Raw genomic sequence first — 15,725 nt, forward strand, 5'->3', positions numbered from 1 at the left:
AGTTGGTTTTCAGGAAAGCGGAAACATTTTAAGTATTTAAAGGAATAATTTGCTTATCTGAAGAGTAAATGAGTCAAAGTATCGTCATTATACCTGAGCAGCATACAATTCCAAACCTTTAATGTATATAAAATGAAAGAAGAAAACCCAATTTCCCGGCGGGACTTTGTAGGCAAAACCACAGCCGCACTGGCGGGATTTATGATTGTCCCCAGATTTGTTCTGGGAGGAAAAAAACCGGATGGTTCGATGTATCTGGCGCCAAGTGATATGATTTCGCTGGGTTTTATTGGTACAGGAAAGCAGGGAAAGGGACTGATCGGATCTTTTTTAGGAACCAACGAGGCACGTGTTGTTGCCATCAGTGAAGTATACAAAGCAAAGGCTGATCTTGCGATTGACCGCATTAAGACTCATTATGAGAAAAATACGCAGGCGGGTGCTTATTCAGAAGTTAATGTATATAACGATTTTAGAGAGATACTGGCGCGCAAAGATGTAGATGCCGTAGTCATTGCCACACCCGATCACTGGCACGCAGCAATGGCTGTGCGCGCGGCAGAGGCGGGAAAGGATATTTATTGTGAAAAGCCCCTTTCTTTAACAGTCAAAGAAGGCCGCGCGATGGTGAATGCCGCACGCAAGCACAAACGTGTTTTCCAGACAGGAAACATGCAGCGCTCCTGGCCCGAGTTCAGACAGACCGTTGAGTTGATCAGAAACGGATACATAGGTGAGATAAAAAGCATAAAGGTAAACGTAGGCCCGCCTCCGGTTGCTTATGACCTTGCAGCTGAGCCTATTCCGGATGGACTGGATTGGAGCAAATGGCTCGGGCCGAATACACCTGTGGCTTTCAATTCCGAACTGGCGCCACCTATAACCAAAGACGTTTTTCCAAACTGGAGAAATTACCGGGAGTTTGGAGGAGGAATGGTCACTGACTGGGGAGCTCACATGTTCGACATCGTACAGTGGGCGCTTGATATGGATGACAGCGGCCCGGTAGAAGTAATCGCTCCGGATGGTAAAGAGCACCCTTTTCTGACTTACCGCTATGAGAATGGAATTACCATGACTCATGAAAAGTGGGAATGGAACAACGGCATCCTGTTTACCGGAACGCAGGGAGAACTGAGAATTCAGCGTAAGAAACTGGAAACCACACCTGCTTCTTTAAAAGACAAGGTTATAGGAGAAAATGAAAAACATGTTTACAAAAGCGAGAATCACTACAAGGATTTCTTTGAAGCTATGCGTAAACGAAGTAAACCGGTTAGTGACGTCGAAATTGGCCACAGGACTGCTTCGGTTTGTAACATCGGAAACATTGCCTACCGATTGAAACGACCCTTGCAATGGAATCCGAAAAAAGAAATGTTCAAAGACGACAAAGAAGCAAATGAACTGCTCGGACGAAGCATGAACAGCGAATGGGGAATTAAAATCTAAATGTTCCGGATTGGCTGAAAGAAGTTCTGACTGGATCTGTCTTCTTTGACTACTTAGTTGTTCGCAAATATTTTTCTGGAATAGGTTTTGTAAGCCCAGGGTTTGAAACTAAAAACCGAAATCATGGAAAACGAACAGGAACATAAGCAAGAGGAGCCAAATACTAAAAGCCAGGAACGTGGCTCGATAAATAGAAACGACAACGATAACTTTGCTGATAACCAGGTTGATGACTATGGCATCGATTACAGCAAGCCGGGTTCAAAAGAAGAGCTTGAAGAAAGAATCGCTATAAAAGGCGGAACAGGCGGTCATGGCAAAGGTCGGAACCGTAACGATGATTTTGAAGACCAGAAATAAATCTCCTAAAAAGTCTCACGTCTTTTGCAAAAAAACAGAGCGAAGTTCCTGTAAAGGAAATTGCTCTGTTTTTTTATATCTCATTCTACCTATAATTGCGATTGACTATGAGTTTTGTGCAGGAGCAGGCTCTGGCTCCATCAATTCAACCTCAACATGAAGCGAATCTAGGGTTGCATTCCCATACTGTGTAACCATCGCAACGTCGGCTGCATCTCGTCCGTGCGCAATTTCGATACGGTAACCCTCAGTCTGCTCCTGCACAGCATCGAATGTATACCATTCGTTACCGATGTATACTTCAAACCAGGCGTGTAAATCCATTTCCTGAAGTTTGTCAAGGTAGCCAACCGTCATTCTGGTAGGGATACAAAGACTTCTACACATGGCGATGGCAAGATGGGTAAAATCTCTGCAGACACCTATCCGGTTTCTGGCTGTATCCAAGGCGGTTGTGGTGGAATCGCTGATCCCGTACTGATATTTCACATTCTGATGAATCCATTTCCTAATCTCCTCAACCTGATCATAACCTGGTACGAAATTCCCCGCAATCTGCATCGCCAAATTGCTTATTTCCTGCAAATCCGACTGGCAATAACGGCTTGGCAAAATGTAATGCATTACTTCGTCTGGCAAATCACCTACAAGTATATATGCCGGAACAGGGGAAGGAATCGGTTTTGTGATGTTGACCTGAGCCTGAACTTCCGTAGTAATTGTAACCTGTCCTGCCGGTAAAATCGCCCTTTGACAAGGATTACCGTATAAATCAGTATATTCTGAGAATGGGACTGACGGGCTTATTTCAAACCCTTCCTGTATAATTGATTGTCCGTCTTGCCGGCGTGGCCTGAGCATGGTGGTTACATTTGTAGGTGCGTATACACTATATGTGATTACGCTCCTTCCCTTCATTTTCATAAAATTCGATTTTAGATTAATTGCTTCTGAACACTTTAAAATCGCATGCCACCCGCGTGTTGAGGCCGGGGTAATATGTATATTTGTAATAAATCAGAAACCGCCTGCTTTACCAATTTCCGCTTATCACCAGTAAAATATGGTTTTAAGCCAGGGGTTGTGGGAAGCGATTATTCCCAATAGATAACCGGTAACTACCAGCAACTTGACCAAGAAAACTTTACTGCTCTGTTTTTTTATTCTTTTGAAGTTTGGTCTGCACACCATTCTCATAGCGCCGGAATACGATCTGCACCGGGACGAATATCTGCATCTGGACCAGGGTAAACATCTTGCGTGGGGATATTTGTCGGTTCCTCCGTTTACCTCCTGGAATTCTTATCTGATTTTACTCTTTGGAAACGCAGAGTTTTGGGTTAAGTTTTTTCCTGTTCTTTATGGTGTGCTCACCATGGTTGTGGTTTGGAGAGCGATAGAAGCATTGGAAGGAAATCTTTTTGCACTTATTTTGGGAGCAAGTGCCATAACCTTTTCGGTTTTGTTGAGGATCAATTTGCTGTATCAACCTAATTCCGTTGACATACTTGGCTGGACGCTGCTTTATTTTTGCGTTCTGAAATATATCAAAACAAAGCAAGATCAGTGGCTTTATATAGCAGCAGTTGTCTTTGGATTTGCCTTTTTGAATAAATATAATATTGTTTTTCTCCTGGCAGGACTGGCGCCTGCACTGTTACTGACAGAACATCGTAAGTTATTTCTAAACAGGAAATTATTTGCTGCATTTCTCATTGGAATCCTGATCATCTTACCCAATCTGATCTGGCAGTACCAAAACAACTTTCCGGTCGTTCACCACATGAAGCTGCTTAGCAAAACGCAGCTTGTCAACGTGAGCAGAGTCGGGTTCCTGAGAGAGCAGCTGATTTATTTTCTGGGTTCTGTATTTGTCATCCTGGCGGCTTTCGTTTCATTTTTCGTTTATCAACCATTCAAAAAATACCGGATATTCTTCTGGTCCTTTGTTTTCACACTATCTCTTTTTACTTACATGAAAGCGAAGGGTTATTACGCAATCGGACTATATCCGGTGTTCATTTCTTTTGGTTCGGTGTATCTTGAATCTGTTTTTACCAAAAAGCTTTTGTGGCTGCGAGTAGTTTCGGTAGTTTTTGTATGGATATTGTTTATCCCGCTTCATCGCGTTGCTTTTCCTGTAAAAAGTCCTGACGCTATCGCTTTAAATTCAAAAGCTTATAAAGATTTTGGTTTGCTTCGCTGGGAAGATGGGCAGGAGCACGATATCCCCCAGGATTTTGCAGATATGCTCGGATGGAAAGAACTGGCGGGAAAGGTGGATGCAGAATATGCAAAGATTGAGGACAAAAAGCACACGTTAATTCTCTGCGATAATTACGGACAGGCTGGGGCGATCAATTACTATTCGAAATATAAAAACATTCAGGCCGTCACGATGAATGCGGATTATATTAACTGGTTTCCAATTGAAGAGGAAATCAAAAACGTTATTCTGGTGCAAAATGCGGATGATGACGACAAAGAGCGGAAAAAGGAGCAGCCGTTATTTCACGAAGTACGCCTGAGAGGTAAAATTGAAAACCCTTACGCCCGCGAGAAGGGCACAAGCATCTATGTGCTTTTAGGCGCAAGGGTTTCCATTAATAAAATTCTGAAGTCGGATATGGAAGAAAACAGGTGGAAATAACCCCTGGATTTAAACCACTCCGTTCATTTTGTTGAACGTTGCGCGCAGTTCATCCGGTGCCGCTTTGTGCATGAGGTCACTAAAACCGAAAGTAAGTTCTGTTTGGCCTTGCTTCATTTGCTCGAAAATCGCATCAATAAAAGCGCTTACCGGCGGCGCAGTGTCATGAAGGCCTTTTCCACCCAGGTCCGTGTTGAGCGCCGGCGGGATCATTTCAATTACTTCAATTCCTTTGCTTTTAACAAGCTCGCGCAGCGAAAGCGTGAAGGAATGAAAAAAGGCTTTGGTCGCTGAATAGACCGGGACCTTTGTTAATGGCACAAAGGATAATCCGGATGTGACATTTACGATCGATTTGAGCGAAGGGAGGGTTACAAACAGGGAAGTAAGATGAATTGGAGCTTCAATGTTAATTGAAATTTCCTGCTGCGCACGCTTGAAAAAGTCTTCGTCGGTAACAGACATCCAGTTTTGCATGCCGGCGTTGTTGATCAAGACAGATAAATCGGCATGTTCCTCAGAGATCCATTTATGTAGCTCTTCACGCTCTTCAGACACCGACAAGTCACAGACTTTTGTGATTACAGAAGGGTATTTATCCGATACCTCTTTGAGTACAGATTCTCGCCTGCCGCAAATAATAACCGTGTTATTTTCTCTTACAAATCTTTCGGTAAGTCCTAAACCGATACCTGATGCTCCGCCGGTTATTAAAATTTTGTTGTTTGAAATATTCATGTTTTTGATTTTAGCAGTGATTACTGATAGTCTTATTTTTTGGTTTTACCTGACAAAAGTACACCAGTTGGTTAGCTGCTCTATTGCAGTAATCAAATCATTTCTTGCGAACTTCAAATAATCGGTCCGAAAGAATCTTCGTCCGTAATAAAAACTATTTTTTAGATGCCTTTGCCTCCGGATTAAACTTTAAGCATAAGCCGATCCAGTAATTAAAATCCTCACGGTTTTTCATGCCGTCTTCGTTAACATAAACATAGCCATTCATAGGCTTACCATTGAATGTCATCTCTTCGCAACCGGGCTTTTCCAATGCATTGTTATACATGCTCTTGCCGATTCGGCACATCAGCTTATCGCCTGCCACACCAACACACATCTTTGAATTAACCATGTAACAAACGCCGCCGAACATGTACTTTTCAGTTACGTTATCCACATCGCAAAGCGCCTCACGAATCCGGTCGCTCAGTTTTTCATTAAATGCCATTGCGTATTCGTTTAGTAAAGGCAAAATGAAATTTAGTTCTAAAGTATTACTTGAAGAAATCGTTTGCCGATATTTTGAAAAAGAGATACAGTGTAGAATGGAATGATAGTAAGTGCAATCTCATCACCTTTTAAACTATGAGGCAGGAGTTAACTTTCACAAATTCGTTAACCATAGACTTCAAATAATCGGGATATTCAAAACCTGAAAATTTTACCGTACACGTCTACCGAATATAAAGGCACGCTGCTTGTACTTTCTCACCACGCATATTTTACAAGTCAGATTAATAATAAAGATAGGATGATCATCTGGTTTAATCCGACAGCTTTTTCACTAAAAAACTAACACTTACCGAATTGTACACATAACCATGCAAGTGCGCAAACCGGTAAAGAATCAAAGCGCCATTTTGGCTACACCAAAACTCCATTTGGCTACTTCGACCGCTTTTCAACCAGCCACCTTTGTGATGTAAATTTTAAACAGCAAAAAATGAAAACCATTTTCATCACAGGTGCTTCCACAGGTTTAGGAAAAGCCACCGCCAGATTATTTCATGCCAAAGGGTGGAATGTAATTGCTACCATGAGAAACCCGGAAAAAGAAACGGAATTGCAGTTTCTTACCAATGTGACACTGCTTCCCCTGGACGTAACAAATGTTTCCCAGATTGAAAGTACAATAGCGGAAGCACTGAAAACCGCTAAGATCGACGTTGTATTTAACAATGCCGGTTATGGGCTTGTAGGTGCATTGGAGTCTTATTCGGATGATCAGATTACCAAACAAATAGAAACCAACCTTACCGGCGTTTTGCGTGTAATAAAATCATTTATTCCTTATTTCAGGACCCAAAGAAATGGATTATTTATCACGACCACTTCGGTTTGCGGCTTTTCATCCAACCCTTTGTCTCCGGTTTACAACGCGACCAAATGGGCTCTGGAAGGGTTCAGCGAAAGTATTTCATACGATCTGGCGCAGTTTAACATTGGTATTAAAACAGTTGCTCCGGGAGGAATTAAAAGTGATTTTATTAACGGGATGCAGGCTGTTGTTGATAAAGACTACGACAGTTTGAATACACGTTTGGGTGAACTGTTTTCTGACGGAACTTTGATCGAATTTACAGAAGCAGAGGCGATTGCGGAAGTTGTTTATGAAGCTGCCGTTGATGGAAAGGACCAATTGAGATACCTTGCAGGCAATGATGCAGTTAAGATCGCAGGGCAGCGAATTGAAATGGGAAGTGAAATTTTCAGAATAAAACTCAGGAAAAAACTTAATCTATCTGCACCAGAACTAAACTAAACCATGAAAAAATCCGAAGTTATAGAAATCACAACATTTAAACTCAACGGCTATACTTGTAAGCAGTTTATAGAAGCTAATGTGGAAATTGATCAGTTTCTGAAACGTCAGCCGGGATTTCAGTCCAGAAAAATAATGCAGCAAAAAGACGGGACAGTTGTGGATATGCTCATTTGGGGAACCGTCGAAAATGGTACCGAATCAATGCACAGGCTTATGGACGAGCTTAGCGATTCGCCGGTGCATAACATGATCAATCAGAATACGGTATCCTGGAACATTGGCGTAGTTGAGCATGCTCTGGAAATTAACGCGTAGTAATGTTGTAAATTTGTAAAATGAAAAACGAAAGCGGCCGTCCGCATAAATTCAGTTCCATATCCGGTCTGCACAGGGCACTTGGTTTGCCAAAACCACTGCATCCGCTGATAAGCCTTGTAAATTATGCCATGATAACCACCCCGGCTTCCGAACTGCCGCAAACACTGCTGCTGGATTTTTATAAAATATCATATAAAACCAAGCTGCAGGGAAAGATAAAGTACGGGCAGCATTATTATGATTTTGATGAAGGCGGCATTTCATTTGTGTCTCCCAATCAGATCATTGCTGCTTCGGAGGATGAAAAAGATTACTCCGGTTATACGCTGCTAATTCATCCGGACTTTCTCAGAAGCTATTCCCTGGCAAAAACAATCCTGCAATACGGATTCTTTTCCTACTCGGCCAACGAGGCGTTGTATTTGTCGGAAAAGGAGAAAAAAACGATTTCAGAAGTTTTTGAACATATTTTGCTCGAACTGAACGGTGCGATCGATGACTTCAGTCAGGATGTAATTATCTCGCACATCGAAGTACTGCTCAATTACAGTAACCGGTTTTATAAAAGACAGTTTATTACCCGAAAAGCGGCCAACCACGATATACTGACCAAGTTGGAAGAGATGCTGAACCATTACTTTAATGATAAAGAATCGCTGATGAAGGGGCTGCCGACGGTTCAATATCTTGCCGATAAACTGAATCTTTCGCCAAGGTATCTGGGTGATCTGCTTCGTTCGCTTACCGGGCTAAATACCCAACAGCATATTCACGAAAAACTTATTGAAAAGGCCAAGCAGTATCTGACATCAGACAATCTGAGTGTTGCCGAGGTCGCATATCAGCTGGGTTTCGAGCATCCCCAATCGTTTAATAAAATTTTCAAAAAGAAAACAAATCTTACGCCTGTCGAATTTAAACATACTTTCAACAAAAACTGAAACCATCATGAAAGATCTGGATTTAAAGCAAATAAAAGAGCGCTCTGTCAAAATCAGACAGAGCTATCATAAGCTGGAAAAGCAACACCATGGCAGCGAATGGACGGTGGAGGAAGATGCACTTGCATTTCTTACCGACGCGGGCCTGGTTGGCAGGCTGGCCATGTCTCAACAGGGACGCTGGCCCAAAGGAGCTCAGACCGTGCCTGAACTCGAACATAAACTGGGTGAATGTATTTGGTGGCTCACCATACTTGCTGAAAGAATGGGTTTGGATATCAACGATGTTACCGAAAAATTTCTGACCAAAACGGAGAAATTATTGGAATAGTTTATAAATGTAACGGCTTATTTAGCTGTTATTACCGACTTCCCAAATCGCCCCCAGGCTGTAAATGCAGCAATCAGCGCAAAGACTATATTCACTCCGATTTGGGATGTCTCTCCTCTGACAATATGGAATAGTGCTGCGCATAACATTAGCACAATTATAGATACTGCTGCAATTGGAGTAAGAATCGGTTTAATTCGGAGCAGCGAGGGTAATAACAATCCGAGTGCTCCTAACATATCAGAAAATCCGGTAAATTGGACCAGAACGACCGGCGTCTGGCCAACCCAGGGCCACATTTGTGCTAATTCATTGACCGGTGTTAATAACTTGGTCAGTGCCGACCATGTAAGCGTGATGGCCAGCAGCCATTGTGCGGCCCAGAGTAACGTGTTAATGCTTTTTGAAGAACTTACTGTTGTCATAAAATGATTGTTTTTTGATCGAAGCAAAAGTATTTATATTTGCTATCTCTGATATAGTACTATCCGGTTGGATAGCGATATCCGCTAGGATAGTATCGTAAATGATGTTCTGTATAAAACAAAAACAACATGCTGACAAGTGATGATTGCCCGGAAAATGTACTTGCCATTAAAGATGCACTGGAGGCGCTTGAAGGACGATGGAAACTACTTATTCTGCTGTCTCTGTCCGCAGGCAACAAACGCTTCAAACAAATATCTAAGGAGATTCACAGTATTACAGATAAAATGCTCTCCAAGGAATTGAAAATCCTCGAATCCAATAAATTGGTAAAAAGATCGGTGTATGATACCTTTCCACCGACGGTTGAGTATTCCATTACTGAACACGGCAAATCTGTGGAAAAGGTTTTGGATGTTTTATATCAATGGGGAATGCAGCACCGAAAAGAGGTCATGGGAAATTAACCGCTTACAGGTCCCTGCACTCACTTTCCAAAATTCCGAAAACTAATTTCGGAGGAGTTCCCCATTTCTGGATAGAAGTGTCCGAAAGAAGTGGGTAACCCGATGAAAAGCCGCCGTATTCACCGGTGATTATAGCTGCAATAATCTCACTGATTTTCGTGTGCCGGATCATGTAGGCACACATGATGCAAGGTTCATGAGTAGTGTACAGGACACATCCCGACAAATCCTGAGTTTGCAGAAACTGCGATGCACTCCTTAACGCCTCAATTTCAGCATGAAAACTGATGTCCAGATGTGCTTTCCCGGCCTCGATACCTTCGCCAATTATAACTCCGTCTTTTACGATAATAGCACCAACGGGACTTTCACCATTGCTTTTGGCGATTTTGGCCAGTTCAATACATCTCTGCATGAAATAGTCATGTCCTTCATTATTCATTTTTATTCGCATTTGAAGCACATTTGTTAAAGATGCAATTAACAAACTTTGGTTTTAAAAATCATTTATTCCGATTTGTTCCTTGTTCAACCCAGCACGTTGATACAGGATATTCAGCTGGTGTGTATAAAGCAGGGATCAACCGGGCATGATATTTATTCCGGGATGTTTATTCACAGTTTACACTTCTTTCCTGTTAAAGAGCAAATTTGTTTTATGGATAATTACACAATGCTTCAGTTTTTTGAATGGTATTACCCGGCTGACGGAAGTCTTTGGGCACATTTCAAAAATGAAGCAGTCCGGCTGAAAAGTTTGGGTATTGATTCGGTTTGGCTTCCGCCGGCACACAAGGGAATGGCAGGTGATCGGGCCTCCGGTTATGATTCTTACGATCTGTATGACTTGGGTGAATTCGATCAGAAGGGTTCGGTTCGTACAAAATATGGGACGAAGCAGGAGTATATTGATGCGGTAAAAGCAGGCAAAGAGGCCGGGCTTGCGGTATATGCAGATATTGTCCTTAACCATATGGGAGGAGGAGATGAAAAGGAGAAGGTAATGGTAAAAATGGTTGAGCCTGATAACAGAAATGAATTTATCAGCGAGGCATTTGAAATTGAAGCTTATACCAAATTCACTTTTCCTGGCAGAGAAGGTCAGTACTCTGAATTCCAGTGGGATTATCAATGTTTCTCAGGAGTAGATTACAATGCTTCAACTCAGGAAACTGCAATATACTCTATCCAAAACCAATACGGTGACGGCTGGCAGGATGTGCTTGATCTGGAAAACGGTAACTACGATTACCTAATGCTGTCAGACATCGAATTCAGAAACCCACATGTTCGGGAAGAACTCACTCGATGGGGTGAGTGGTTTTATGAAACAGTTGGATTTGACGGTTTTCGCCTGGATGCGATCAAACACATGGATCCTCAGTTTTTTAACGAATGGCTTGATCATTTGCGAAATAAATATGGAAATGAATTCTTTACTGTTGGTGAATACTGGGCGCCGTATGATCTTCAGTCAATTCTGGATTATATTGATGCATCCGGCGGCAGAGTATCGCTTTTTGATGCCCCTTTACAGGCTAATTTTTTCAGGGCGTCTAAGGAAAATGCCGACTATAACCTGACAACCATACTCGACGGTACACTTGTGCAGGTATGTCCACAGCTGGCAGTAACACTTGTGGAAAATCATGATACGCAGCCGCTTCAATCACTGGAGCAAACTGTCGAAGGCTGGTTCAGACCAATCGCATATGCTTTAATATTATTCAGACAGGATGGTTACCCGTGTATTTTTTATACGGATTTGTATGGTTCAAAATATCAGGATACGGGAAATGACGGAGAGGAACACGAGATAACACTCGAAAAGTTGGACCAGCTTGAAACCATGCTCTACTTTAGAAAGCATCGTGCTTATGGCGCGCAGAATGATTATTTTGATGAACCTAACTGTATCGGCTGGACAAGAGAGGGCGACGACGAGCACGAAAACTCAGGCTGTGCCGTCATTATTTCGAATAGCGAGGAAACAGCAAAGACGATGCATTTGGGAGAACGTAATGCAGATAAAGTTTTTGTTGATTATCTCGGCCATGTTGAGGATGAAATAGTAATTGGGCCCGATGGCTCTGCGGAATTCAAAGTAAAAGGCAGATCTGTTTCCTTGTGGGCTGAAAAGATGTAGGCATTTTAATAGCTTTTCGATTTTACCGGGGATTTTCCGGACAGTCTTCAAAAGACGAGCTTTAAATTGGTTTCTCCACTCAGGGGAAACCAATTTTTGCTTGTTATCAGGTGATTATGTTTTCTTTTTGTTATATTTCTGCTTAAAGCACGAGATGGTGTTTGAATAGGTTTCAACATGTATCACACTGCTAATCCAACGCTAAGATCTTTTCCGTGAATCCTAATTTGCAGTTGGAATAGATAGCCCACTTTAAATAAAAAGATCTATGATCCGGTTAACGCGATTTTTGGTGCTGTGGATATTATTTATCTGCTGTACGGAAATTGTGTTCGGACAAACGGCTTCTCAGGGTAATATTTATGCCATCGTGGTCGGCATCACCAAATATCAGAATCCCCGTCTATCTACCTTGCAATTTGCAGACAGGGATGCAAGTTTATTCGCGGAGCACCTTCAGTCCAAGGCCGGTGGCAATCTACCCGTCACAAATGTTAAACTACTGCTAAACGAGCAGGCGACCATCGCGGCGATTTATGATGCGCTCAACTGGCTTAAAACTCGCTGCACTGAAAACGACAAAGCTTATTTTTATTTTTCCGGCCATGGTGATGTGGAAACCGAAAACAGTTTCAGTAAAGGTTATCTGTTAGCCTATAATTCACCTACTACCAATTACCGGAACAATGCCATCACCATCGAAGATCTTAACGAGATGGCCAGCCACCTTTCACTGAAAAATAATGCTACCGTAGTGCTGGTTACGGATGCCTGTCACTCGGGACAGCTGGCAGGTGATTATTACAAGGGCAGGCAGCTGGTGGCCAGCCAGTTAAAACTGATTTTGAACAATCAGGTTAGGCTGGCTGCATGTGGTGTCGATGAGCTGGCAGCGGAAGGCACCGATTGGGGCGAAGGTCGGGGTGTTTTTTCCTATTATTTATTAAAAGGCCTTAACGGCATGGCCGACCTGAATCGGAACGATACCATACAGCTGCGGGAGTTAAATCGCTATCTGGACTCCTGTTTTGCGGAGGACAGAGTGTTGATCAGTAATGCCCATAAACAGCATCCGGTGCTGAATGGTAACCCCAATGAAACCCTTGTTTTGGTGAATAAGTCGATGCCGCCTTTAATTAGCCTGGCACCACAACCTGAAAAAGGAAGTCAGCGTGCTTCTGTGCTCAAAATTTTTAAACCATTAAGTGTTCAGCCAGTTGACTATCTGTTCAGACTGATGCAGCTCAAATCAGTGGAAGACAAAATTCCTTTTTCGACTTATGACAACATACCGGCAGAGAGTATTCCGATTACAATAGTAAATGCCTGCATTGCCTATCAGAAAAGATTAACTCGACAAGCCGATTCGCTGATTTCCATCGGTGAAAAGCTGAAGGGCAACTATTGGTTTGCCGACGTTGATTCTCTTCAATTGCTTAAAAATCAGTTGTTAAGAAGTAATTCGGCAGTTAATAGTTTTAATGAAAGATTTATCCAGGTAGTACACGGACTGGCCCAGGAAATGGTCAACGCCTATCTGGAAGGTGATGTGGCGGAACTTGAAAAGAGACAATATTATTATGCAGGCAACAGACAATACCGGGATTTTGTAAGTATGCTTCGCGTGGCATTACAATTAGCGCCCCGGGACCATTATCTGCACAATCTACTTGCAGTACAGGAGGCGTATATTAGCGGATTGGTGCTTCGGATGGAAATGGTCACCAGTAAAGATGTGCCGGAACTGTTTAAAAGGGCATTGAAATTCCAGCAAAAAGCAGTTAAGCTCGAACCCTATGCAGCATTTATTCATAACGAACTGGGTAATCTTTATCTGCGCAGCAAAAAGTACCGGTCGGCGGCGCGTCATCTGGATATGGCAAAAGAGTTGTCTCCGGCTTGGGCTATTCCCTGGAGTAATCAAATCAGGCTTGGACTAGCGACCAGGAATTTCCGGAAAGCGACAGATGCTATTGCCGTAGCTGACTCTTTGCAAGACGATCTTTCCTACACGGCAATGAACGCCGGCCTGGCCATGGAACAGCAGGGGAATTTGTTTGAAGCTCAAAGGTACTATCACAAAGCAATTAAAAATAACGAAATACATTTTCTTCCATACGAAAGACTGGGAGACATTTATACCAAAACTGGTGAATACCAGAAAGCCGATTGGTTTTTAGCTGCTGCCCACATGCGCAGGAAGGATTTTGCTATCACAACAAACTTTTTAAAACTAGGGGTGGAGGCCATTGAAAAGGCCACTGCAGCGCAGGACGGTGGCACATGCGACCTTTTTAAAAAAATACTGCCTAAACCGTTGGAGCCTTATGTTGAAATGTTAAAAGCGTTTGGCATGGTTGAAGCTGATCCTGAATCGGCTCTTCAAATTCTGAATGCCGTTTCAAAAAAAGTAGGTCAAATTCCTTTGCTGTATCATTATTGGGGTAAAGCACTTTATGCTCAAAAAATGTGGAAGGACGCAGAACCTATGCTGTTAAACGCCGGACAGGGTTATAAAACCGATTCGGCCCTTTCGGTTTACCTTATTGATAATTTAAAGACACGGCATAACGCCGACAGTTGTTTGCTTGGGCAGCTCATGCGCTACAATTACGATCTGACAGAGGATCACTACATGCTTGGAAGCATATATGAAAAAATGGGTGACACAGATAAGGCATTGTTACAATATGAAACCATAAGCGCTTTGGAAAACAAGAGACAAAACGACCAGGCTGCTTTCCGTGGATATTATGAATTACCGGTAGAAGGGAATAAAAAAAAATCTGTTGAGCTGATAAAAGGAAAATACATTCGTGATGCGCTCACCAGATCTGACCAACCGGTTATGATGGGCGGATATCTTAAGTTGGGTGAGCTTTATGAAATGGCCGGTGATTACGCAAAAGCTGAGAGTATGTACCTCCGGCAAGTGCAGCTGAACCGTCAGGCTGGAAATTTAAGAAATGTACAGCCGCTTCGCTCGCTCCGGGAGCTGGAAGATAAGGTTAATTTAAGTAAATACTGGATTGCGGTCAACCGGCAGGCTGAGGCTAAGACATTCGATTTTTATCAAAAGATGTTACAACTTTTCCCGCGCGACAACGAGTGGCAGCAAAAGGCGGGAATGTTTCTATTTAACAGACTAACGATCGCTTTTCAAAAGCTGAATCCGGCTGAGTACGAAGACGCTTACGAAGCCATTAAAGTGAATGCTTATCCTTTCGCTACCTATAATTCTGCAGACATGGAAAGAGAAATACAGTTAAAGCTTCCTGGCAGCGGTCAGATTATTGTCATTCCTTTACCCAAATACGATCCGCTGTTGATTGCGTTGGAAAGTTTGCAGCTGTCCGTAAAACTCTCAGGTGATTTAATTCCTAACCCTAAAACAATGGAAGCCATTGCCGATCTGACCAGTTGGATGGGCAGGCAAAAGGAGGCTTTTGTAGCGTATAAGCAGCTTATCAGGCAAAACGAACCGGATCCAAAACTGCGAAGCAAAATTATCAGCTATTGCTTTGCGATATATGAGGGGACCTTTGCCATGCAACAACTGGAAATTCTTTACAAACTTGGGCAAACGTCTCATCAGCAAAACATTCAGCTTGCCAGATGTTTTATTCTTAGTGGCCTGCCAGAAAAGGGACGTTCTATTTTAAGCAATGCCAATGAGCAGGATAAAACTCAAAAGCATGAATCAGCAAAAGTTACTGCGCTTTCAAATGCGCTCCACGGAAGATATACCCAGGCATTGATTAATATGGAATCTGTTGTAATTGATACAATTGGGATTAGTCAGGACAGTATCAATACAATACTGGCAGGCAGATATTATTTCATGGCAAGGATCAATGCGCTTTCGAAACAAAACGAGCAGGCATTGTCCAATCTTAAGTTGGCACTACAAAAAGACTTTTCTTGTGGCTATGTGCTTGACAACGACAGCGCCTGGAATCATCTGCGGGAAACAGATCAATGGAACACACTGAGAAAGAAGTTTTCGCAGAAATTGTACGCAAAAGACTATAAATCCCGGGAGATACCTGATTCATCTTCAATCCTGAAAAAGCTGATGGGCAACTGAAC

Annotated in this window: 15 protein-coding genes; 10 read left to right on the plus strand and 5 right to left on the minus strand. The window is 42.6% G+C overall.

Annotated elements, in window-relative coordinates; genetic code table 11:
* Positions 1 to 132: 132 nt before the first annotated feature.
* Positions 133 to 1,452 (plus strand): Gfo/Idh/MocA family protein, encoded by a 1,320-nt coding sequence (locus E0F88_RS13730; RefSeq protein WP_131958822.1) that lies wholly within the window; start codon positions 133 to 135, stop codon positions 1,450 to 1,452.
* A gap of 123 nt (positions 1,453 to 1,575) precedes the next feature.
* Complete coding sequence (locus E0F88_RS13735) at positions 1,576 to 1,812, plus strand: hypothetical protein (RefSeq protein ID WP_131958823.1); 237 nt, start codon at positions 1,576 to 1,578, stop codon at positions 1,810 to 1,812.
* Between the two features lie 105 nt (positions 1,813 to 1,917).
* Here E0F88_RS13735 and E0F88_RS13740 read toward each other — a convergent pair whose 3' ends face one another.
* Positions 1,918 to 2,736, minus strand: coding sequence for a transglutaminase domain-containing protein (locus E0F88_RS13740; RefSeq protein WP_131958824.1), 819 nt, complete (start codon positions 2,734 to 2,736; stop codon positions 1,918 to 1,920).
* Between the two features lie 205 nt (positions 2,737 to 2,941).
* On the opposite strand from E0F88_RS13740, the gene E0F88_RS13745 reads away from it, so the two are divergent.
* Positions 2,942 to 4,462 carry an ArnT family glycosyltransferase gene (locus tag E0F88_RS13745; protein ID WP_131958825.1) on the plus strand — a complete coding sequence of 507 codons (1,521 nt, stop codon included), beginning with the start codon at positions 2,942 to 2,944 and terminating at the stop codon, positions 4,460 to 4,462.
* 9 nt (positions 4,463 to 4,471) lie between these two features.
* On the opposite strand, the gene E0F88_RS13750 is transcribed toward E0F88_RS13745, so the two are convergent.
* On the minus strand, positions 4,472 to 5,200 hold the full coding sequence (locus E0F88_RS13750) for an SDR family oxidoreductase (RefSeq protein WP_131958826.1): 729 nt from the start codon (positions 5,198 to 5,200) through the stop codon (positions 4,472 to 4,474).
* 154 nt (positions 5,201 to 5,354) lie between these two features.
* A complete protein-coding gene (locus E0F88_RS13755) occupies positions 5,355 to 5,690 on the minus strand; it encodes a TfoX/Sxy family protein (protein WP_131958827.1) in 336 nt (111 codons plus the stop codon).
* A gap of 495 nt (positions 5,691 to 6,185) precedes the next feature.
* Between E0F88_RS13755 and E0F88_RS13760 the strand changes: the two genes are divergently transcribed.
* The 4 genes from E0F88_RS13760 to E0F88_RS13775 are packed head-to-tail and all read left to right on the plus strand — an operon-like array spanning position 6,186 to position 8,597.
* The gene (locus E0F88_RS13760; protein WP_131958828.1) at positions 6,186 to 7,004 is read left to right on the plus strand and encodes an SDR family oxidoreductase; all 819 of its coding nucleotides are present in this window, start codon (positions 6,186 to 6,188) and stop codon (positions 7,002 to 7,004) included.
* Between the two features lie 3 nt (positions 7,005 to 7,007).
* Positions 7,008 to 7,322: a hypothetical protein gene (locus E0F88_RS13765; RefSeq protein WP_131958829.1), complete on the plus strand. Its 315-nt coding sequence runs from the start codon at positions 7,008 to 7,010 to the stop codon at positions 7,320 to 7,322.
* Positions 7,323 to 7,342: 20 nt separating this feature from the next.
* Entirely contained in the window at positions 7,343 to 8,266 is a 924-nt protein-coding gene (locus tag E0F88_RS13770; protein WP_131958830.1) for a helix-turn-helix domain-containing protein, read from the plus strand.
* A 7-nt stretch (positions 8,267 to 8,273) separates the two neighbouring features.
* Complete coding sequence (locus E0F88_RS13775) at positions 8,274 to 8,597, plus strand: nucleoside triphosphate pyrophosphohydrolase family protein (RefSeq protein ID WP_131958831.1); 324 nt, start codon at positions 8,274 to 8,276, stop codon at positions 8,595 to 8,597.
* Between the two features lie 17 nt (positions 8,598 to 8,614).
* Here the strand turns inward: E0F88_RS13775 and E0F88_RS13780 are convergent, their stop codons facing one another.
* Entirely contained in the window at positions 8,615 to 9,022 is a 408-nt protein-coding gene (locus E0F88_RS13780; protein ID WP_131958832.1) for a DoxX family protein, read from the minus strand.
* A gap of 129 nt (positions 9,023 to 9,151) precedes the next feature.
* Between E0F88_RS13780 and E0F88_RS13785 the strand changes: the two genes are divergently transcribed.
* Positions 9,152 to 9,490: a winged helix-turn-helix transcriptional regulator gene (locus tag E0F88_RS13785; RefSeq protein WP_131958833.1), complete on the plus strand. Its 339-nt coding sequence runs from the start codon at positions 9,152 to 9,154 to the stop codon at positions 9,488 to 9,490.
* Positions 9,491 to 9,494: 4 nt separating this feature from the next.
* Here the strand turns inward: E0F88_RS13785 and E0F88_RS13790 are convergent, their stop codons facing one another.
* A complete protein-coding gene (locus E0F88_RS13790; protein ID WP_131958834.1) occupies positions 9,495 to 9,932 on the minus strand; it encodes a nucleoside deaminase in 438 nt (145 codons plus the stop codon).
* A gap of 216 nt (positions 9,933 to 10,148) precedes the next feature.
* Between E0F88_RS13790 and E0F88_RS13795 the strand changes: the two genes are divergently transcribed.
* The gene (locus E0F88_RS13795) at positions 10,149 to 11,636 is read left to right on the plus strand and encodes an alpha-amylase (protein WP_131958835.1); all 1,488 of its coding nucleotides are present in this window, start codon (positions 10,149 to 10,151) and stop codon (positions 11,634 to 11,636) included.
* Positions 11,637 to 11,904: 268 nt separating this feature from the next.
* Positions 11,905 to 15,723: a caspase family protein gene (locus E0F88_RS13800; RefSeq protein ID WP_131958836.1), complete on the plus strand. Its 3,819-nt coding sequence runs from the start codon at positions 11,905 to 11,907 to the stop codon at positions 15,721 to 15,723.
* Positions 15,724 to 15,725 lie beyond the last annotated feature (2 nt).

Source organism: Dyadobacter psychrotolerans, assembly GCF_004349265.1.
GTDB classification, from domain to species: Bacteria; Bacteroidota; Bacteroidia; order Cytophagales; family Spirosomataceae; genus Dyadobacter; species Dyadobacter psychrotolerans.

Excerpts from the sequence above, each read along its gene's own strand:
- E0F88_RS13730 (WP_131958822.1), top strand. The coding sequence starts at position 133 with ATGAAAGAAGAAAACCCAATTTCCCGGCGGGACTTTGTAGGCAAAACC.
- E0F88_RS13735 (WP_131958823.1), top strand. The coding sequence starts at position 1,576 with ATGGAAAACGAACAGGAACATAAGCAAGAGGAGCCAAATACTAAAAGC.
- E0F88_RS13740 (WP_131958824.1), bottom strand. The coding sequence starts at position 2,736 with ATGAAAATGAAGGGAAGGAGCGTAATCACATATAGTGTATACGCACCT.
- E0F88_RS13750 (WP_131958826.1), bottom strand. The coding sequence starts at position 5,200 with ATGAATATTTCAAACAACAAAATTTTAATAACCGGCGGAGCATCAGGT.
- E0F88_RS13755 (WP_131958827.1), bottom strand. The coding sequence starts at position 5,690 with ATGGCATTTAATGAAAAACTGAGCGACCGGATTCGTGAGGCGCTTTGC.
- E0F88_RS13760 (WP_131958828.1), top strand. The coding sequence starts at position 6,186 with ATGAAAACCATTTTCATCACAGGTGCTTCCACAGGTTTAGGAAAAGCC.
- E0F88_RS13765 (WP_131958829.1), top strand. The coding sequence starts at position 7,008 with ATGAAAAAATCCGAAGTTATAGAAATCACAACATTTAAACTCAACGGC.
- E0F88_RS13770 (WP_131958830.1), top strand. The coding sequence starts at position 7,343 with ATGAAAAACGAAAGCGGCCGTCCGCATAAATTCAGTTCCATATCCGGT.
- E0F88_RS13775 (WP_131958831.1), top strand. The coding sequence starts at position 8,274 with ATGAAAGATCTGGATTTAAAGCAAATAAAAGAGCGCTCTGTCAAAATC.
- E0F88_RS13780 (WP_131958832.1), bottom strand. The coding sequence starts at position 9,022 with ATGACAACAGTAAGTTCTTCAAAAAGCATTAACACGTTACTCTGGGCC.
- E0F88_RS13785 (WP_131958833.1), top strand. The coding sequence starts at position 9,152 with ATGCTGACAAGTGATGATTGCCCGGAAAATGTACTTGCCATTAAAGAT.
- E0F88_RS13790 (WP_131958834.1), bottom strand. The coding sequence starts at position 9,932 with ATGAATAATGAAGGACATGACTATTTCATGCAGAGATGTATTGAACTG.
- E0F88_RS13795 (WP_131958835.1), top strand. The coding sequence starts at position 10,149 with ATGGATAATTACACAATGCTTCAGTTTTTTGAATGGTATTACCCGGCT.
- E0F88_RS13800 (WP_131958836.1), top strand. The coding sequence starts at position 11,905 with ATGATCCGGTTAACGCGATTTTTGGTGCTGTGGATATTATTTATCTGC.